Source organism: Pseudonocardia kujensis (assembly GCF_021283305.1).
Classification (GTDB): domain Bacteria; phylum Actinomycetota; class Actinomycetes; order Mycobacteriales; family Pseudonocardiaceae; genus Pseudonocardia; species Pseudonocardia kujensis.
The window spans coordinates 23,966-42,854 of the sequence record NZ_JAJSOK010000004.1 but is presented as its reverse complement, the minus strand read 5'-3'; the positions used below and the strand labels follow the sequence as shown (position 1 = coordinate 42,854).

Here is an 18,889-nt window from a genome sequence, read left to right as displayed (position 1 = left end):
TCCCGAAGCTCTGTGTTCGACTCGGCACTCATCAGCGCAGCCCCAATCCGCGGGCGACGATCCCGCGCAGGATCTCGTTCGTCCCGCCCCGCAGCGTGAAACCCGGGGCGTGCAGCACCGCGTCGGCCAGCAGCCGGGCGAATCCACCCTGCTCGCCCCCCGGGTCCGGCGGGATGGACACGAGCAGCCGCGCCGCGTCGATCACCTCGTTCTCGAACCGCGTGCCCAGGTCCTTCACCACCGCCGCGGCCAGCTCCGGCGCCTTGCCCGCCTCCAGCGCGCCCGCGATGGCCAGCGACATCCGCCGCAGCGTCCAGTACCGCGACACCAGCCCGCCCAGGTCCCGCCGGCGTCCCGCGTCGAGATCATGGCCCGCGATCTCGCCCAGCAGCGCCACCACCAGCGGGAACGTCGACAGGTAGCGCTCCGGGCCCGACCGCTCGAACGCCAGCTCCGAGGTCACCTGGTGCCAGCCCTGCCCGATCTCGCCCAGCACCATGGAGTCGGGGATGAAGACCTTGTCGAACACCACCTCGTTGAAGTGGTGCGCCCCGGTCAGCAGCGGGATCGGCCGGATCGTCACGCCCGGCGCCTTCAGGTCCACGATCAGCTGCGACAGCCCGGCGTGCCGGTTGGTGTCGTCCTTCGGCGAGGTCCGCACCAGCGCGAAGAAGGCGTGTGCGTGGTGCGCCCCCGACGTCCAGACCTTCGTGCCGGTCAGCTCCCAGCCGCCGTCGACCCGGTCCGCCTTCGACCGCACCGACGCCAGGTCGGAGCCCGAGTCCGGCTCCGACATCCCGATGCCGAAGTACACCTCCCCGGCCGCGATCCCGGGCAGGAACCGCTGCCGCTGCTCCTCGGTGCCGAAGCGCATCAGCGACGGCCCGATCTGCCGGTCCGCCACCCAGTGCGCGGCCACCGGCGCGCCGGCCGCGAGCAGCTCCTCGGTCACCACGTACCGGTCCAGCGCGCCGCGCCCGTGCCCGCCGTACTCGGTCGGAATCGTCATCCCCAGCCAGCCGCGCCGCGCCAGCTCCTTGGTGAACCGCTCGTCCCACCCCGAGAGCCAGGTGTCCGCGCGCGGACGCCAGGCCCCGGCCGCACGCTCCTCCGCGAGGAACGCGCGCACCTCGGACCGCAGCGCCGCAACGCGCTCCGGCAGCTCCACCGGCGGGGGCACGAGATCCGGCAGTGTCGCCATCGTGTCCGTCACCCGTCCTTCCTAGCCCACGGATCGTGCACGTGCATCAAGGTGTGGCGGGATGGGAACATCTGGGGCATGACGAACCCCGATCTCGAACGGAAGGTCCTCGAGGCCGTCCCCACCGGTCTGCTCATCGGCGGCGAGTGGCGACCGGCGGCCTCGGGGGCGACGACGAAGGTCGAGGACCCGTCGACGGGCGAGGTCCTCGTCGAGGTCGCCGACGCGGGGCCGGAGGACGGGCTCGCCGCGCTCACCGCCGCCCACGAGGCGCAGGCCGGCTTCGCCGCCATGGCGCCGCGCGAGCGCGGGGAGATCCTGCGCCGCGCCTACGAGACGATGATCGCGCGCGTCGACGACCTCGCCCTGCTCATGACCCTGGAGATGGGCAAGCCGCTGGCCGAGTCGCGCGGCGAGGTCACCTACGCCGCCGAGTTCTTCCGCTGGTTCAGCGAGGAGGCCGTGCGGATCGACGGCGGGTTCGCCACCGCGCCCGCGGGCGGCAGCCGCTTCCTCGTGATGAAGCAGCCGGTGGGCCCCTGCGTGTTCATCACGCCGTGGAACTTCCCGCTCGCCATGGGCACCCGCAAGATCGGCCCCGCGATCGCCGCAGGCTGCACGGTCGTGATCAAGCCGGCGCCGCAGACCCCGCTGTCGATGCTGGCCCTGGGCCAGATCCTGCTCGACGCCGGGTTGCCGGCGGGCGTGCTGAACATCATCAACGCCACGGACGCGGGCGGGGTGATGGAGCCGATCATCAAGGACGGTCGGGCGCGCAAGCTCTCGTTCACGGGCTCCACCGGCGTCGGCAAGATCCTGCTGGAGCAGTGCGCCGCCAAGGTCCTGCGGACCTCGATGGAGCTGGGCGGCAACGCCTCGTTCCTCGTGTTCGACGACGCCGACCTCGACAAGGCCGTCGAGGGCGCGATGCTCGCGAAGATGCGGAACATGGGCGAGGCGTGCACCGCCGCCAACCGCTTCTACGTCCAGCGCGGCGTCGCCGAGGAGTTCGCCGCCAAGCTCGCCGAGCGGATGGGCGCGTTGAAGGTCGGCCGCGGCACCGAGGACGGCGTGCAGGTCGGCCCGCTCGTCGACGCGAAGGGCCGGGACAAGGTCGTCGACCTCGTCGGCGACGCGATCGCCCACGGCGCGCAGGTCAAGGTCGGCGGTGAGGCCGCGGAGGGCCCGGGCTACTTCTACCCGCCGACGGTGCTCACCGACGTGCCGCGGAACTCCCGGCTCAACCACGAGGAGATCTTCGGCCCGGTCGCGCCGATCTCGGTGTTCGACACCGAGGACGAGGCCCTCGCGGCAGCCAACGCCACCGAGTTCGGCCTGGTGAACTACGTGTTCACGGAGAACCTCAACCGGGCGCTGCGGGTCTCGGAGAAGGTCGAGAGCGGCATGGTCGGGCTCAACACCGGCCTGGTGTCCAACCCGGCGGCGCCATTCGGCGGGATCAAGGAGTCCGGGCTGGGCCGCGAGGGCGGCACGGTCGGGATCGACGAGTTCCTCGAGCTCAAGTACGTCGCCATCGGCGGCCTGGGCTGACTGCACCAGGGAGCCATGACGCTCGTTCTCCACCCGAATCCGGGCGTTGTGGAACCATGACGCCCGGACCGGGGGCTGGTCCGGGCGTCATGGCTCCATGGTGCGTCAGGGGTGTGCCGGCGTGCGCCTGCGCCGCAGGCGCGGCCACACGATCACCGCGACCGCGCACACCAGCTGCGAGATCGCGTAGCCCGCGGCCACCGGCATCAGCTGCTCGACGGGGTGCGTGCCGGCGGCGTCGGCCGGGCCGATCGGGATGAACAGCACCACGGCGATCACGAACGCCGTGCTGATCAGCTGCAGCCGGGCGAAGCCGACGCCGTCGTGCCGCGCCTGCCGCACGCCGAGCTCGTGCGAGATCACCAGCCGGGCGATCATGCCGAGCAGCAGCACGCGGAGCACGTCGTCGGCCGCGGCGTAGCCCGGCCCGAAGAACTCCAGGCCGAACCGGGCCAACAGCACGCCCACCACGATCATCGGCAGGAAGATCAGGTACAGCCGCTTGCGCGAGGCCCGGATGTGCGCCGCGGCGTTGTCGGGGTCCCGGGCCAGCTGCGCCGACAGCGACTGCATGAACCGCTGCGCAGCGATGTCGATCACCATGACGGCCTGCCAGGCGATGAAGAACGCCGCACCGGTCGTCGCGCCGAAGCGCTGGGTCACGATCACCGTGACCTGGTTGAACAGCAGCACCGTTCCCCAGTGCGCCAGGGTCGTGGGGCCGAGGAAGGAGACGGCCTCGCGGCGCGTCGGCAGCCACTCGCGGTCCGAGAGCTGCGCGAACTTGCGCGTGTAGATCCCGCCGACCACCGCGCTGCCGAGCGTCCACACCGCGATCGGCACGACCCACGACAGCACGACGCCGAACGGGCCGAGGCTCGCGCCCAGCGCGACCAGCATGCCGATCCGCGCGACCGCGAAGGCGATGTTGCGCCACGACGCCCACCAGGTCTTGCCGACCGCGATGAGGCTGAAGTCGTGCACGCCCCACAGGCCCCAGCCGATGCCGGCGGCCAGGAACAGCAGCCCGCCGGCCCACAGCGGGAGCACGCCGCCCGCGCCGGTGGTGGCCATCAGCGGTTCGAGCAGCACGTAGACCAGCCCGACCAGCGCGCACGACGGGATGATCACCAGGTGGCTGCGCCAGAACAGGGTCGAAGCCTTGCGGCCCGACCGTGGCATCCACAGCATCATCGCGGAGTCGAGGTTCAGCTGCGCCACGCCCGCGACCAGCAGGAACGCCGACACGAACGCCGAGGCGTAGCCGACCGCCTCCTGCGGCATGATCCGCGCCGCGATCAGCCAGCTGACGAAACCGGCCAGCGACCCGACGGCGCCGCTGATCGACAAGGACAGGCCGTCGGAGAGCGCCCGCCTGCCCGAGCCGCCCGACGACGACCCGAGGTCCTTCCCGGCCGCGGCCGGGGGGTCGGCGCCGTCACCGGTCCGCGCGGCCGCGGGGCCGGGCACGAGCTCGACGGTCGGTGGGTCGTGGGGCCGGGGTGGGCTGTCGAACCAGTCCACCGGCTCACCGCCGGCCGAACCGTTCGACCGGCGGCCCGCCGCGGAAACCCCGGGGCGGCCCGCCGCGGAATCCCCGGGGCGGCCCGCCGCCGTGCCGCCCGAGGGGTTCCGCCGGTCGCCGGCCGAGCCGGGAGCGACGTCGTCGAAGAGGGGAGCCGGTCGCCGATCGGGGTCGGGGACCGGGGGTCGGGTGCCGCCCGCGGGCGGATCGGGCTCCTCGCGCCGGTGCGCGGAGACGGGGGTGCTGGCCTCGGAGTCCGGTCGTGTCACTGCGCCTCGGCAGGGACGGAAGCGGACGACGGGACAGCTCCGACCACGGGGGGCAGGTGGGGAAGCCTGGCCGTCAACATGGGCGCCGATGTTACCGGCGGCCGGCCCGCGTCCCCCGTGCGGCCGAGCGGGGCCCGGGTGCGCCGCCGGGACGAACGGGATGTCGCGGGCCGGCCCGTCCGCACCGGTACCCCACGGGGCGATCCGGGCACCGCCCGACGCGCTGGGGATCACCCGATGGGGTCCTTGTAGGGTCCGGACCCGAGATCGCCGCCGCACTCAGGGGACGGGACCGAATGGGGGACGGGTACACAGTGGAGCAGAACGGTCCTATCGGGATAGCCGTCGTCGGGGGCGGGTACTGGGGTCCGAACCTCGTCCGCAACGCACAGCAGACCCCGGGCCTGCACCTCGAGTACCTGTGCGACCTCAACGCCGACCGCGCGCGGCAGGTCCTGGGCAACTACTCAACCGTGCGGATCTCCACCTCGCTCGACGAGGTGCTGGCCGATCCCGCGGTGTCCGCCGTCGCGATCGCGACCCCGGCCGCCACCCACTTCGACGTGGCGATGCGCGCCCTCGAGGCCGGCAAGCACGTGCTGATCGAGAAGCCGCTGGCGCCGTCCTACGAGGAGGGCCGCCGGCTGGTCGAGGCCGCCGAGCGGCTCGGCCGGGTCCTCATGGTCGACCACACCTTCTGCTACACCTCCGAGGTCCGGCACATCCGCGAGGTCGTGCGCAGCGGGCGCCTCGGCGACCTGCAGTACATCGACTCGGTGCGGATCAACCTGGGCATCGTGCAGCCGGACGTGGACGTCCTGTGGGACCTCGCCCCCCACGACCTCTCCATCTTCGACGCGATCCTGCCCGACGACGTGTTCCCGGTCTCGGTGGCCGCGCACGGCTCCGACCCGGTGGGGGCGGGGCACGCGTGCGTGGCGCACCTGACGCTGCGGCTGTCCAACGGCGCGCTCGCCCACGTGCACGTCAACTGGCTCTCCCCCACCAAGATCCGCACCTTCGTGGTGGGCGGGTCCAACCGGACCGTGGTCTGGGACGACCTGAACCCCACCCAGCGGGTCTCCGAGCACGACCGCGGCGTCGACCGGATCCAGTCCGACCTGGACGACGCCGACGTCCGCGGCCGCAGGCTCGTCTCGTACCGCACCGGCGACACCGTCGCCCCGGCCCTGGCCAACCTGGAGGCCCTGCGGTCGGTCATGGTCGAGTTCGCGGCGGCCATCGCCGAGAACCGGCGCCCGCTCACGGACGGCTTCGCGGGCCTGCGGGTGCTCGCGATCCTCGAGGCCGCCTCCGAGAGCCTCGCGAAGGACGGCCAGTCCGTGCCGATCCGCGCGATCCAGGAGACCCCGCGCACCACCGCCGGGGTGATCGAGGACGTTCCGACCACGATGGCCCAGCGCGGCCGCGGAGAGGTGACGGTGTGACCAGCAGCGAGAAGGCGGCACAGCCGGTCGAGGGCCAGCGGATCCTGGTCACCGGCGGTGCCGGCACCATCGGCTCGACCCTCGTCGACCAGCTCGTCGAGGCCGGCGCGGCCGAGGTCGTCGTGCTGGACAACCTGGTGCGCGGGCGGCGGGAGAACATCGCCGCGGCGCAGGCGGCCGCGGGCGACCGGCTGACCCTGGTCGAGGGCGACATCAACGACCGCGAGCTGGTCGGCGAGCTCACCGCAGGTAAGGACCTCGTGTTCCACCTCGCCGCACTGCGGATCACCCAGTGCGCCGAGCAGCCGCGGACCGCGCTGGAGAGCCTGGTCGACGGCACCTTCACGATCATCGAGGCCGCGGTCGAGCACGGCGTGAAGAAGGTCGTCGCGAGCTCGTCGGCGTCGGTCTACGGCCTGGCCGAGGAGTTCCCGACCACCGAGCGCCACCACCCGTACAACAACGACACCTTCTACGGCGCCGCCAAGGCGTTCAACGAGGGCATGCTGCGCAGCTTCCACGCCATGAACGGCCTGGACTACGTCGCGCTGCGCTACTTCAACGTCTACGGCCCGCGGATGGACGCCTACGGCGTCTACACCGAGGTGCTGATCCGCTGGATGGAGCGGATCGCCCGGGGCGACCGCCCGCTGATCTTCGGCGACGGGAAGCAGACGATGGACTTCGTCCACGTCCACGACATCGCCCGCGCCAACGTGCTCGCGGCGCAGGCCCCGGTCACGGACGACGTCTACAACATCGCCACCGCCCAGGAGATCAGCCTGGCCGGCCTGGCCGAGGCGCTGCTGAAGGCGATGGACTCCGACCTCACCCCGGAGTTCGGCCCGGCCCGCCAGGTCAACGGCGTGACCCGCCGGCTCGCGGACATCTCCGCCGCCGCCCGCGACCTCGGCTGGAAGCCGACGATCGGGTTGGACGAGGGCCTGCGCGGGCTCGTCCGGTGGTGGAGCGAGGAGACCGGCACGAAGGTCGGCGCATGATCCCGGTCATGAAGCCCCTCCTCGGGGACGAGGAGGCGGAGGCCGTCGCGGCCGCCGTGCGGTCGGGCTGGGTGGCGCAGGGTCCGCGGGTCGCCGAGTTCGAGAAGGCGTTCGCCGCCCACGTCGGCGCCGCGCACGCCGTCGCGACCTCGAACTGCACCACCGCACTGCACCTGTCGCTGTACGTGCTGGGCGTGGGCCCGGGCGACGAGGTCGTGTGCCCGTCGTTCTCCTTCATCGCCACCGCCAACGCGATCCGCTACTGCGGCGCCACCCCGGTGTTCGCCGACGTCGAGCCGGCGACCGGCAACGTCACCGCCGAGACCGTCGCGGCCGTGCTCACCCCGCGGACGAAGGCCGTGCTGGCGGTCCACCAGGGCGGGCAGCCCGCGGACATCCCGGCGATCAAGGCCGCGTGCGGGGAGGTCCCCGTGGTCGAGGACGCCGCCTGCGCCGCCGGGGCGACCCTGCACGGCAACCCGGTCGGCACCGGTGCGCTGCTCGCGGCCTGGTCCTTCCACCCGCGCAAGCTCCTCACCACCGGCGAGGGCGGCATGGTCACCACGGACGATCCCGAGTGGGCCGCCCGGATCCGCCGGCTGCGCGAGCACGGGATGACCGTCTCCGCCGCCGACCGGCACGCCGCGGGCACGAAGGTCGTCCTCGAGGGCTACGACGAGACGGCCTTCAACTACCGGATGACGGACATGCAGGCCGCGATGGGCCTGGTCCAGCTGGGCCGGCTGCCCGGGATCGTCGCGCAGCGCCGGGCCATCGCCGAGCGCTACCGCGAGCTGCTCGCCCCGCTCGGGGTGCGCGCGGTCGGCGACCCGCCGCACGGCACGGCCAACTACCAGTCGTTCTGGGTCGAGCTCCCCGAGGGGGCCGACCAGGTCACCGTCCTCGGCGCGCTCGCCGAGGCGGGGATCTCCGCCCGGCGCGGGATCATGGCCGCGCACCTGGAGCCCGCCTACGCCGGGCACCCGCACGGGCCGCTGCCCGTCACCGAGCACCTCACACGCCGCACCGTGATCCTCCCGGTGCACCACGAGATCGGGGAGGCCGAGCAGCTCGCCGTCGTCGACGCGCTGGCCGGCGCCCTCGGTCTCGCCACCAGCTCCCCGAGCCACTAGGAGCCGCATGGCCGCCCCCAGCACCCCGGTCCCGCACGCCCCGATCCCCCTCGTCGACCTCGCCGCCCAGCACGCCGAGGTGGCCGCCCAGGTCGCCGAGGGCTGGGAGGAGGTCCTGGCCCGCACCGCCTTCGTCGGTGGGCCGGCCGTCGCCGAGTTCGAGGCGGCCTACGCCGCGTACTCCGGCGTGGAGCACGTCGTCGGCGTCGCCAACGGCACGGACGCGCTCGAGCTCGCCCTGCGCGCGCTCGGCGTCGGCCCGGGCGACGAGTGCCTCGTGCCGGCGAACACGTTCATCGCCACCGCCGAGGCCGTCGCCCGCGCCGGGGCCGAGGTCGTGCTCGTCGACTGCGAGCCCGGCACCGCCCTGATCGACGTCGACGCCGCCCTGGCCGCCGTCACCGAGCGGACCCGGGTCGTGCTGCCGGTGCACCTGTACGGCCAGGTCGCCGACGTCGCCCGGCTGAAGGCGGGTCTGCCCGACCATGTCGCGATCTGCGAGGACGCGGCGCAGTCCCAGGGTGCCCGGCGAGACGGGCTGCAGGCCGGCGCGATCGGCGACATCGCCGGCACCAGCTTCTACCCCGGCAAGAACCTCGGCGCCTACGGCGACGCGGGTGCGGTGCTCACGCGTTCGGCCGAGCTGGCCGAGCGGGTCCGGCTGCTGGGCGCGCACGGGTCGCCGCGCAAGTACGAGCACACCGTCGTGGGCGTGAACAGCCGGCTCGACGCGCTGCAGGCCGTCGTGCTCTCGGCGAAGCTCACCCGGCTCGACGGGTGGAACGCCGCCCGGCGGGCCGCGGCGGCCCGCTACGACGCCCTGCTCGCCGACCTGCCGGGCGTCACCACGCCCACGGTCACCCCGGGCAACGAGCCCGTCTGGCACCTCTACGTGATCGAGGTCGACCGGCGCGACGAGGTCCTGGCGCACCTCAACGCCAACGGCGTGGGCGCGGGCATCCACTACCCCACCCCGGTGCACCTCACGGGAGCCTTCGGGCACCTCGGCAAGACCGGCGACTTCCCCGTGGCCGAGGCGACGGCCGACCGGATCCTGTCGCTGCCGCTCTACCCGCAGATCACCGAGGAGCAGCAGCAACGGGTCGTGGACACCCTCCGCGCCGCGCTCTGACCCCGCACACGAACGGCGCCCCCGCCCACCCGGAGGTGAGCGGGGGCGCCGTTCGTCGTGCCGGGCGTCGGGTCAGCGCGGGCCCAGGAACCACTCTTCCCAGTTGTCGAAGGCACCGTTGAGCGCGGCGCGGAAGATCAGCGGGCGGTCGATCTGCGTGATGAAGGTGCGCGGGACGGTGCCCGCCGGGCGCGTGTCGACGGCCTGCGCGTACACCGTCCGGTAGACGCGGCTCGCGATCGCGCCCGCCTCCGGCGTCCAGTTCGCCGACTGCCCGAAGGGGATGGCGAACTCGTCGATCGGGTGACCGAGCATCCTCTCCAGCCGGGCCCGCGACTCGACGAGCTCGCGCTCCGCGGCGGCGGCGTCGAGCCGGCCGAAGTCGGGGTGCGACGCCGAGTGGCTGGCCAGCGTGACGCCGGCCGCCTCGAGCCGGGCCAGGCCCGCCCAGTCCAGCACGTGCGCGTAGCCCGCGTCGTGCCCGCCGTCGGCCCACCCGCTGACCGCGAACATGGTCGACGGGACGCCGTGGTGGCGCAGCACCGGCACCGCGTTGTCGAGCACGCTGGTGGCACCGTCGTCGAACGTGATCGCCAGCTGCCTGCGCTCCGGAGCGGCCAGCACCTCGGCCGGGGTGGCGAAGGTCCACCCGTCGTCCACGGCCACCTGCAGGTGCCGCTCGAAGTCCGCCGGCCGCACGTCGTTGACCCCCCACTCGTCCGTGCCGATCGAGTGGTAGGCGAGGATCCGGCCGACCGCGCTGCCGCGGGGCCGGGTCAGGCCGGTGCGGGTCCGCAGCGCCTCGTCGAGCGCCAGGCCCCACCGCTCCGCACGCATGCGGCCCGCGACGGCGCACCGGTAGGCGGCCTGGGCCGCGGGCAGCTCGCCCAGCGTGCTGCGCAGGGAGGACACCGCCACCTCAGCCCTTCCGCCCGACGCCGCTGAGGATCACCCCGGCGAGCAGGGCCGGAACCGTCCACTCCACCGCGTGGATGGTCGTCTCGGGAACCTCCTTGCTCCCCATGACGGCCGTGCCGGCGACCGCACCCACCGCAGCGGTGGTGAGGCCCAGGCCGACCAGGTCGGCCTTGCTGCGGCGCTGCGCCAGCAGCCCGATGCTGCCGAGCAGGTGCGCCGCGGCCGCCGCGCGGAAGATCGGGGTCCAGCGGGCCCAGCCGGCGGCGACGACGCGCTCGCGGTCCTGCGGGCCCCCGGCGGCGTCGGCGGCGGCGTTGAGGCCCGAGGCCCCCATCAGGGAGCCGCCGAACCAGGCGGCCGCGCCGACGTCGCGCAGGGCGCGCAGCGCGGTGCTCGCGGCGGTGGAGGGGGTGGTCTGGGCGGCACGGGCCATGTGGGTCTGCTCCTCGGTCGGGTGTGGTCGGCACGGGTCGCCGGCTCGCGCGGGGAGCGGAGGCGGCGGCGTCCCGTGGCGGGGCCGACCGGCCGGTCGCCGGCGGGGACCCCGGTGGACTCTCCCGCCGCGGGACTCTAGCGACGGGCCCGTCAGCCCCGGACGCGCAGTCCCTCCCCGGCCCGCTCGTGCGCGGTGCCGCACCCGGGACACACCAGGTCCTCGCCCAATCGCTCGCCGCAGACGCAGACCCAGCCCTTCACCCGCGCCGGGTTCCCCGCGACGAACGCGTGGGCCGGCACCGAGCGGGTCACGACGGCACCGGCCGCGGCGAAGGCGTGCTCGCCGATCTCCGTCCCGCACACCACGACCGCGCCGGCGCCGAGCGTCGCGCCGCGGCGGACCACGGTCGACAGGAGCGCCTCGGGCCCGCGCTTGATCGCCGCGCGCGGCCGCAGGTCGTTGGTGAAGAGCACGTTGGGGCCGAGGAACACGTCGTCCTCACAGGTCACGCCGGAGAAGACGAGGGTGCCGTTCTTGACCGTCACGTTGTCCCCGAGCACCGCCCCGTCCTCGACGAAGGCGCAGTCGCAGATGTTGCAGTCCCGGCCGACCCGGGCGCCCGGCAGGACGTGCGCGAAGGCCCACACCCGGGTGCCCTCCCCGACGTCCGTGCTCTCGCAGAGACCCCGCGGGTGCACCCGCACCCCGGTCGTGCTCGTCGTGGCGCCGGTCATGCGCGCTCCCGCCCTCGTCCGTCGTGTGCGGCGCCGACGATAGCCGCGCGCTCCGGCGGTCCGTCCCCCGATCCCGTGACCGCCGGGCGAGCGGTGTCGCACCGGACGGTGCGTAACGCGCTCCGTCGGGTGACCGATGGACGACCGTGGGTCCGCCTCCGGACCCCCGCGTGCGAATCGGGCAGGTTACACCCGGAGATCAGCACCGGCGAGTCGACCATTAGGCTCGGGCGACCGAGACGAGGAGCGGCGACCGGCGCCCGGCGGGTGCGCGGCACGGACAGGTCTGACGGGGTACTGCGGTAGTGGAGCGAGACAGGGGTCCGGTGCGCGGCGACGAGCGGATCGCGGACGGCCCCGGCCGTTCCACCGCGGCGGTCGACCGGATCACCGGCCCGGGCGCGGACCCCTACGCCGACCCCCCCACCGAGCGCTTCGCCGCCGTCCAGGTCCCCGCGCCGGGCACCGCGGAGAACGCCGCGCTCGAGACCGTCGGATTCCGGACCACGCAACGACACAGCGTCGACGCGGACACCCACGGGGACGGCGACAGCCCCGCCACCGCGGAGCTCCCCGAGGCCGCGGTCGAGCCGGGGACCGGCGCCGGGATCGACGCGGGGACGGACGCCGAGCCGCCGCGCAAGCGCCGTTCCCTGCTGCCCAGCCTGGAGCTCAACGCCTTCGCGCTCATGGCGGCCACCGGCATCACCGCCCTCGTGGGTCTCGGCTTCTGGGCGATCGCGGCCCGGCTGCCCGCGACGGAGGTCGGCCGGTCCTCGGCGATCCTGTCCACCGCCACGATGCTGTCGCAGGTCGCGGCGTCGAACGTCGGGCTGCTCTTCGGCCGCGTGTTGGCGTCGGCCGGCACGAAGGCGCGCAGGCTCGTCCTGGGCGGCTACGCGATCGCGATCGTCATCGCGCTCGTTCTCGGCGCGGGTTTCCTGGTCTTCTTCCCGCACGACGAGCTGTTCCCCACCTTCTGGGACCGGGCGGCGTTCCCGCTGCTCGTCGCGCTGCTCGCGCTCTCCACCCTGCAGGACTGGGTGCTCACCGGGCTGCGCCGCTCCACCTGGATCCCGCTCGAGCAGCTGCTGTTCGCGCTGGGCAAGATGGGCCTGCTGATCCTCTTCGCGAACCTGGCCTTCGAGAAGGGCATCCTCGTGGCCTGGGCGCTGCCGATCATCGCGCTGCAGCTGGTGATCTCGCCGATCCTGTTCCTGCGCCTGCTCCCCCGCGTGCCCCCGCCCGGCGAGGGCACCCCGCCGATGCCCGACCGGCGCGGGCTGCTCTCGATCTTCCTGGCCGAGTACGCCACCGGCGCCGTCACGGTGATCATCCCGCTCGTGCTGCCGCTGCTGGTGGTGGCGCGGCTGGGCACCGAGGCCAACGCCTACTACGCACTGCCGTGGCTGATCGCCGAGTCGTTCAGCGTGCTGATCTGGAACATCAGCTCCTCGTACGTGGTGGAGGCCAGCCACGACCGGCGCGAGCAGTGGACGCTGATGAAGCGGACCTTCCGGCTGAGCTACCTGATCGGCGGCCTCGGCGTGCCGTCGCTGTTCTTCCTGGCCCCGTGGGTGCTCTCGGTGCTCGGCGACTCCTACTCCGAGCAGGGCACCTGGGTGCTGCGCTACGCGGTGCTCGCGATCCCCTTCACGATCATCAACATGAACTTCATCAACACCTCGCGACTGCGCAACCAGATGGGGCGCGTCGTGGTGCTCGAGGTGTTCACCGCCGGCCTGGTCATCGGGCTCGCGGTGGTGCTCATGGACCGCATGGGCATCGGCGGCGCCGGCCTGGCGTTCCTCCTCGCCCAGGCCGTCACGGCGCTCGTCGTCGCCGTCCCGCTCGTCCGCTTCATGCGGACGCTGCGGCGCGGCGCCGTCGAGGAGGGGACCGACCGGGCGTCCGAGCCGTCCCAGCCGGGCGGGCCGGGCGACGACGCCGGCCGGTCCGACCCCCCGACAGAGCCGACCCCCGTCGCCGGACTGGCGACGGGAGCAGGCCGGCGCCCGTCCTGACGGACGGCCTTCTTCACACGAGGGAGACCCGAGGAGTGAACGCGCACAGCGCTCCCCGCGCAAGCCGCTGGCCCACGGACCGGCCGCTGCGCCTGCTCGTCGTCCTGCACAACCTGGACATCGGCGGCAGCCAGCGCAACTCCGTGGACCTGGCCGCCGGCGTGCGGGACATGGGCCACGAGGTCGTCGTCGCCGGGCCGCCCGGTGTCCTCGAGGACGTCATCCACAAGCGCGGGGTGCGGTTCGAGGCGGTCGAGGAGCTGGTCCCGGACAACATCGCGCCCACCGCACGCGCGGCCTACAAGCGGATCCGTGACCTGTCCCGACGGCTGCAGCCGGACCTGATCCACGCCTACGAGCTCACGCCCTCGCTGCTCGCCTTCCTCGGCCCGCACCGCCTCGACGACGTGCCGATGACCATGACGATCAACAGCATGTCCGTGCCGGACTTCATGCCCGGCTCCGTGCCGCTGCAGGTCTGCGGACCGCTGATCGCCATGGAGACCCGCGAGCGCAGCGGCTCGATCGGCGTCCTCGAGATCCCGACGGACACGGTCGGCCAGTACCCCGACTACCCCGGCGGCGCCGCCTTCCGGGCCGAGCTCGGGATCGCGCCGGACGAAATCGCCGTCGTCGTCGTCAGCCGGTTCGCCCGCGCGCTCAAGCAGGAGGGCCTGGAGACGGCCATCCGCGCCGCGGGCCGTATCCCGCCGCACCACCGGCTCCGGCTGGTGATGGTGGGCGACGGGCCGGCGATGCCCGAGCTACGGGCCCTGGCCGACGCGACGAACGCCCGCGCCGGCCGCGAGGTCGTGCTGCTGCCCGGGATGCGGGTCGACCCGCGCCCCGCCTACGCCGCCGCGGACATCGCGCTCGGCATGGGCGGGTCGATCCTGCGCGCGATGGCCTTCGGCAAGCCCTGCATCGTGCAGGGCGAGCGCGGCTACTTCCAGATGCTCGACCGCGAGTCGGCCCGGTTGTTCCGCTGGCGCGGCTTCTACGGGATCGGCGACGGCGGTACCGGCGAGGACGCCCTGGTCCGCGAGCTGACCACGCTGCTGGACGACCAGGTGCGCCGCAAGGAGAACGCCGCGTTCGCCCTCGAGCTCGTGCGCCGGCACTACAGCCTCGAGCACGCCCTGCGGGTGCAGATGGAGTGGTACCAGAAGGCGCTCGCCGAGCACGTCCGCCCGAGTCGCAGCGAGGTGGCGCGCACGGTCGCGTCGGTCGGTGCCTGGTTCGCGGCGCGGGCGGCCGGTCGGGTCAAGCCGGACACGTTCAACAGCTCGGAGCGGATCGCACCCGGCATCGCCGGCCCGGTGCCGGACTGGTTCGACCCGGACATCGACACCGACACCGGCAGCATCGACATCGCCAACGCGAAGACCCTGAAGCTCAAGGCGGTCCGCCGGGGCTGAGCCCCTCGGGCTGCCCCGGGCACGCCACCGAGAACGCCACCGGCCGGTGTCCCCTCGCGGGACACCGGCCGGTCCGTGTCACGGGGCGCTCAGCCGCTGTACTTGTACTCCTTGACCCAGTCCACCTGCATCTCGGACGGCTGCACGTTCTTCGGGTCGCCGTCCTCGGGGAACCAGTCGAGCTGGATGCACAGGTGCATCGGGCCCGGCGGCAGTGTGTCCTTGTCCTCGATCCGGTACCACTCGCGCCCGTCGAGGTAGCCGATGACGTGGTCCGGGGTCCACTCGACGGCCCAGTTGTGCCACTCGGTGCCGTCGACCGCAACGTCGTGCTCGATCTGCTTGTTGTCCTCGCCGTAGTGCAGGAACGAGTTCACGTTCTGCCGGTTCGGGTCGGTGGCCTCGAGGAAGTCGATCTCGCCGCCCTCCGGCCAGTTCTCCTCGTCCGGCCACAGCAGCAGCAACGCGTGGTAGGTCGGGTCGCCGGCCGGCATCTTCACGCGGCCCTCCCAGCGCCCGTACATCTGGCCCGGGTTGAGCGCGAGGCCGCCGGTGTTGCCCTGGGCGTCGCCCTTGATGGTGAGGATGCCGTTGTCGACGTGGATCGCGTCGGGCGTGCGGCGGCCGTTGCCGTCGTGGCCCTCACCCTTGTAGATGCTCCAGCCGGCCGGCCGGGGCCCGTCGAACTCGTCGACCCGGGACGGCTCGCCCCAGCCGAGCAGCGTGGCGGCGCTGGTGTCGGTGCCCGCGCTCGGGGTCTTCGTGGCCGTGGTCGGGCCGGGCGGCTCCGACACGCTGCCGCTGCCCCCGGTGTTGCCCGTATCCGACGACGGCCGGCCGACCAGCACGGCGATCAGCGCGATCACGGCCACGACCACGACGCCGCCGATGATCAGGCCGGTGCGACGGGAGATCCCCCGGGTGGGGGCACCGCCACCACCGGACCCGGACGGTTCGGACACTCGGACTCCTCGGTCACATCGAACGACTCAGATCGGACAAACTGGACAGGCCGCGAGCCTAGGACACCCCGCCGACGCCCCCGTCACCGAGTCCAACGACCTCAGCGGTCGGACGTGACGTGGGAGTTCAGCGGGGACAGCCGGGGCACCCGGCCGCCGACCCGCCGGGTCGCGCGGCGCCCGCGGACGTAGGCCGAGCCGCCGTCGACGATCCACGCCAGCCGCTCCCCCAGGCTGCCGGCGGCCACGCCCTCGCCCGCGGTGGACTCGCGCGCCCCGATCTGCCGGAACTGCGCCACCGCGGCCGGGAGGCGCCGGGCGGCCATGGCCCCGGCGCGCGGGTCCAGGGCGATCTTGGTGAGGAAGGCGCCCAGACCCATCGAGTAGCCGCGCAGCTGGCTGCGCAGCTCCTCCGGCGACGCCCGGTGGTGGTGCCACACGAACGCGCCCGGGTCGTAGCCGACCAGGTGGCCGGCCAGCACCAGCCGCACCATGAACTCGCAGTCCTCGCCGCCGCGGGTCGGGGCGCCGGCGCCGAGCGCCTCGTCGAACCCGCCGACTGCGCGCGCGATGTCGGCGCGGACGGCGAAGTTCGCGCCGATCCCGAACAGCCCGGGCGAGAACGGGAAGATCGCGGAGTCCTCCGGCGGGTGGCTCAGCGAGTAGCGGCGCGCCTCGAAGCCCCGGTTCCAGACGAGGGCGCGCTCGGCGGCCAGCTGCTCCTCGGTGTCCAGCCGGGCACCGATCACCGGCCCGCTCACGCAGGCCAGGTCCGGCTCGGCGGCGAACACGGCGGCGATGCGGCTCGCCCACTGCCGGTCGACCTCGGTGTCGTCGTCGGTGAACGCGACGAGCCGGGTGACCGCCTCGCGCAGCCCGCGGTTGCGGCCGACGGACAGGCCGCGGCGCCGCTCCCGGACGTAGACCACGCCACGGTCGGCGAACTCCTCGGCGACCAGCCGGGTGCTCTCGTCCGGCGGGTCGTTGTCGACCACGACCACGGTGACGGCCGGGTGGTCACCCGCCACCACGGCGGCGATGCTGGTCCGCAGGCTCTCGGCCCGGCCGCGAGTCGCGATCACGACGGTGAGCGGCTCGTCCGAGGGCGGCAACGACTGGTCCTCCCCCGTGTCCGGACCCAGCTGCGCCTCGATCGCGGCACGGACCGTCGACGTCGTCGCGCGGCCCCCGACCAGCCCCACCGAGATCAGCCCGGCGGGTATCCCGCCCGCGGTGACCAGCAGCCGGGCCGCCAGGTAACGGGGGTCCACCGACAGGTCCAGCGCGTCCGACCCGTCGGTCCGCCGCTCGACCCGGCCGACCCAGGCCGGCGCCCGCCCCGGCAGCTCCATGCTTCTCCTCCGTGGTTCGTCGACGGCGCGCGGCGCGCACCGGGCCCGTGGCTCCGCTCAGGCCTGACCGGCCGGCGCCACCACGTCCTCCGAGGCCGCGGCCGGTCGCGCCTGCGAGACGACCTGCGGCCGGGCCAGGCGCACCGGCTCCAGGGGCGTGTTGCCGAGGATCATGTCCGACGCCTTCTCGGCCACCATCAGCGTGGGGGCGTAGGTCTGGGTGTTGGTGACCGTCGGGAAGATCGACGCGTCGACCACCCGCAGCCCCTCCACACCGTGCACCCGCAGCGTGGACGGGTCGACGACGTCGTCGTCCGTGCGGCCCATGCGGGCGCTGCCGGTGGGGTGCAGCCCGGTCTGCGCGGTGTGCGAGATCCAGTCGAGGATCTCCTCGTCCGTCTGGAACTCGGGTCCGGGGACGACCTCCCCGCCGTCCACCCCCGAGAAGGCCGGCTGGGCCATGATGTCGCGCGCGATCCGGATCGCCTTGACCCAGTCGTCACGGTCCCGCTGGTTGTCCAGGTAGTTGAAGATGATCCGCGGGTGCGCGGTCGGGTCCGCCGAGCGCAGCGTGACGCTGCCGCGGGAGCGCGCCGCCATGGTGCCGACGTGCACCTGGTAGCCGTGCCCCTCCACGATCCGCTTCTCGTCGAAGGCCATCGCCATGGGCGCGAACCCGACGATGACGTCCGGGAACTCCATGTCCTCGTTGCTGCGGATGAAGCCCGCGGCCTCGAAGAGGTTGCTGCCCGCCGGGCCGCGGCCGGCGAGCCACTGCAGACCCATGAGCGGCCAGTTCTTCTTGTCCTTCATGTGCACCATCGAGATGGGCTGGGTGCACCGGTGCTGGACCTGGACGGCCAGGTGGTCCTCGAGGTTGTGCCCGACGCCGCGCAGGTCGTGCACCGGCGAGACCCCGACGGCGGCGAGTTCCTCGGCCCGGCCGACGCCGGAGAGCTGCAGCAGCTGCGGGCTGTTGAAGGCACCGCCGGACAGGATGATCTCCTTGGCCCGGACGATCTCCTCGCGGCCGCCTCCCGCCCGGAAGGTCACCCCGACCGCGCGCGTCCCGGAGAACACGATCTGCGTGGCCAGCGCGCGGGTGCGGACCTCGAGGTTCGGCCGCCCCATCACCGGGTGCAGGTAGGCCTGCGACGACGACTGGCGCCGGCCCCGTCGGATGTTGCGGTCGAACGCGGCGAAGCCCTCCTGCACCGCGCCGTTGAGGTCGGCGGTGAGGTTGTACCCGGCCTGCTGCGCGGCCTCGAAGAACAGCGCGAACAGCGGGTGGTCGGCCGGCGCCCGCTCGACGGTCTGCAGGCCGCCGCGGCCGCGGTACTCGTTGCCCCCGAAGGTCAGCGAGTCCTCGATCTTCTTGAAGTACGGCAGGACGTGCGCGAAGTCCCAGGCCTCGTCCCCGACGACCTTGGCCCACTGGTCGAAGTTCGCCGGGTGGCCCCGGACGTAGGTCATGGCGTTGATCGAGCCGGAACCGCCGAGCAGCTTGCCGCGCGGCAGGTCCATGCGCCGGTTCTGCATGTACGGCTCGGGCTCGGAGACGTAGTGCCAGTTGTGGCTCTTGCTGGCGATCGCGAGGCCCATCGCCGCCGGCATGTGGGTGAACACGTCCCAGAACGGGTCCGATTTCCCGGCCTCGAGAAGGAGCACCCGGTGGGCGGGGTCGGCGCTGAGCCGGTTGGCCAGGACGCACCCGGCCGCACCGCCGCCGACCACGACGAAGTCGTAGACCTTGTCCGACATGAGGTGTTGAGCCCTCCTCTGGGA

The 18,889-nt window shown here is 73.4% G+C and carries 15 protein-coding genes; 7 read left to right on the top strand and 8 right to left on the bottom strand.

All coding sequences use genetic code 11. The features are described from left to right. Positions 1 to 31 precede the first annotated feature (31 nt). Positions 32 to 1,213: an acyl-CoA dehydrogenase family protein gene (locus LWC35_RS04365; protein ID WP_308194461.1), complete on the bottom strand. Its 1,182-nt coding sequence runs from the start codon at positions 1,211 to 1,213 to the stop codon at positions 32 to 34. Between the two features lie 66 nt (positions 1,214 to 1,279). Between LWC35_RS04365 and LWC35_RS04360 the strand changes: the two genes are divergently transcribed. Continuing rightward, complete coding sequence (locus LWC35_RS04360) at positions 1,280 to 2,752, top strand: NAD-dependent succinate-semialdehyde dehydrogenase (RefSeq protein ID WP_232868575.1); 1,473 nt, start codon at positions 1,280 to 1,282, stop codon at positions 2,750 to 2,752. Between the two features lie 105 nt (positions 2,753 to 2,857). Here LWC35_RS04360 and LWC35_RS04355 read toward each other — a convergent pair whose 3' ends face one another. Next, on the bottom strand, positions 2,858 to 4,276 hold the full coding sequence (locus tag LWC35_RS04355; protein ID WP_232868574.1) for a lipopolysaccharide biosynthesis protein: 1,419 nt from the start codon (positions 4,274 to 4,276) through the stop codon (positions 2,858 to 2,860). A 566-nt stretch (positions 4,277 to 4,842) separates the two neighbouring features. Between LWC35_RS04355 and LWC35_RS04350 the strand changes: the two genes are divergently transcribed. From LWC35_RS04350 to LWC35_RS04335, 4 genes are read left to right on the top strand one after another with little or no spacing between them, the layout of a single operon-like run. After that, the gene (locus LWC35_RS04350; protein WP_232868573.1) at positions 4,843 to 5,994 is read left to right on the top strand and encodes a Gfo/Idh/MocA family protein; all 1,152 of its coding nucleotides are present in this window, start codon (positions 4,843 to 4,845) and stop codon (positions 5,992 to 5,994) included. Then, a complete protein-coding gene (locus tag LWC35_RS04345) occupies positions 5,991 to 6,995 on the top strand; it encodes an SDR family NAD(P)-dependent oxidoreductase (RefSeq protein WP_232868572.1) in 1,005 nt (334 codons plus the stop codon). The genes LWC35_RS04350 and LWC35_RS04345 overlap by 4 nt, the downstream gene beginning before the upstream one ends. Before the next feature lie 8 nt (positions 6,996 to 7,003). Continuing rightward, positions 7,004 to 8,128, top strand: a complete 1,125-nt coding sequence (locus LWC35_RS04340; RefSeq protein ID WP_232868571.1) for a DegT/DnrJ/EryC1/StrS family aminotransferase — start codon at positions 7,004 to 7,006, stop codon at positions 8,126 to 8,128. A 7-nt stretch (positions 8,129 to 8,135) separates the two neighbouring features. After that, complete coding sequence (locus LWC35_RS04335; protein WP_232868570.1) at positions 8,136 to 9,260, top strand: DegT/DnrJ/EryC1/StrS family aminotransferase; 1,125 nt, start codon at positions 8,136 to 8,138, stop codon at positions 9,258 to 9,260. A 72-nt stretch (positions 9,261 to 9,332) separates the two neighbouring features. Here LWC35_RS04335 and LWC35_RS04330 read toward each other — a convergent pair whose 3' ends face one another. The 3 genes from LWC35_RS04330 to LWC35_RS04320 all read right to left on the bottom strand — a co-directional run bounded on the left by LWC35_RS04330 (position 9,333) and on the right by LWC35_RS04320 (position 11,348). After that, positions 9,333 to 10,178 carry a polysaccharide deacetylase family protein gene (locus LWC35_RS04330; protein ID WP_232868569.1) on the bottom strand — a complete coding sequence of 282 codons (846 nt, stop codon included), beginning with the start codon at positions 10,176 to 10,178 and terminating at the stop codon, positions 9,333 to 9,335. A gap of 1 nt (position 10,179) precedes the next feature. Next, on the bottom strand, positions 10,180 to 10,611 hold the full coding sequence (locus tag LWC35_RS04325; protein ID WP_232868568.1) for a hypothetical protein: 432 nt from the start codon (positions 10,609 to 10,611) through the stop codon (positions 10,180 to 10,182). 152 nt (positions 10,612 to 10,763) lie between these two features. Then, positions 10,764 to 11,348: an acyltransferase gene (locus LWC35_RS04320; protein ID WP_232868567.1), complete on the bottom strand. Its 585-nt coding sequence runs from the start codon at positions 11,346 to 11,348 to the stop codon at positions 10,764 to 10,766. A 326-nt stretch (positions 11,349 to 11,674) separates the two neighbouring features. Between LWC35_RS04320 and LWC35_RS04315 the strand changes: the two genes are divergently transcribed. Further along, positions 11,675 to 13,372 carry a lipopolysaccharide biosynthesis protein gene (locus LWC35_RS04315; protein WP_232868566.1) on the top strand — a complete coding sequence of 566 codons (1,698 nt, stop codon included), beginning with the start codon at positions 11,675 to 11,677 and terminating at the stop codon, positions 13,370 to 13,372. 35 nt (positions 13,373 to 13,407) lie between these two features. Next, positions 13,408 to 14,790 (top strand): glycosyltransferase family 4 protein, encoded by a 1,383-nt coding sequence (locus LWC35_RS04310; RefSeq protein WP_232868565.1) that lies wholly within the window; start codon positions 13,408 to 13,410, stop codon positions 14,788 to 14,790. An 89-nt stretch (positions 14,791 to 14,879) separates the two neighbouring features. Here the strand turns inward: LWC35_RS04310 and LWC35_RS04305 are convergent, their stop codons facing one another. The 3 genes from LWC35_RS04305 to LWC35_RS04295 form a co-directional block, all read right to left on the bottom strand. Beyond that, complete coding sequence (locus tag LWC35_RS04305) at positions 14,880 to 15,752, bottom strand: glycoside hydrolase family 16 protein (RefSeq protein WP_232868564.1); 873 nt, start codon at positions 15,750 to 15,752, stop codon at positions 14,880 to 14,882. Positions 15,753 to 15,853: 101 nt separating this feature from the next. Beyond that, entirely contained in the window at positions 15,854 to 17,104 is a 1,251-nt protein-coding gene (locus tag LWC35_RS04300) for a glycosyltransferase family 2 protein (RefSeq protein ID WP_232868563.1), read from the bottom strand. Positions 17,105 to 17,161: 57 nt separating this feature from the next. Beyond that, positions 17,162 to 18,865 carry a choline dehydrogenase gene (locus LWC35_RS04295; protein WP_232868562.1) on the bottom strand — a complete coding sequence of 568 codons (1,704 nt, stop codon included), beginning with the start codon at positions 18,863 to 18,865 and terminating at the stop codon, positions 17,162 to 17,164. Positions 18,866 to 18,889 lie beyond the last annotated feature (24 nt).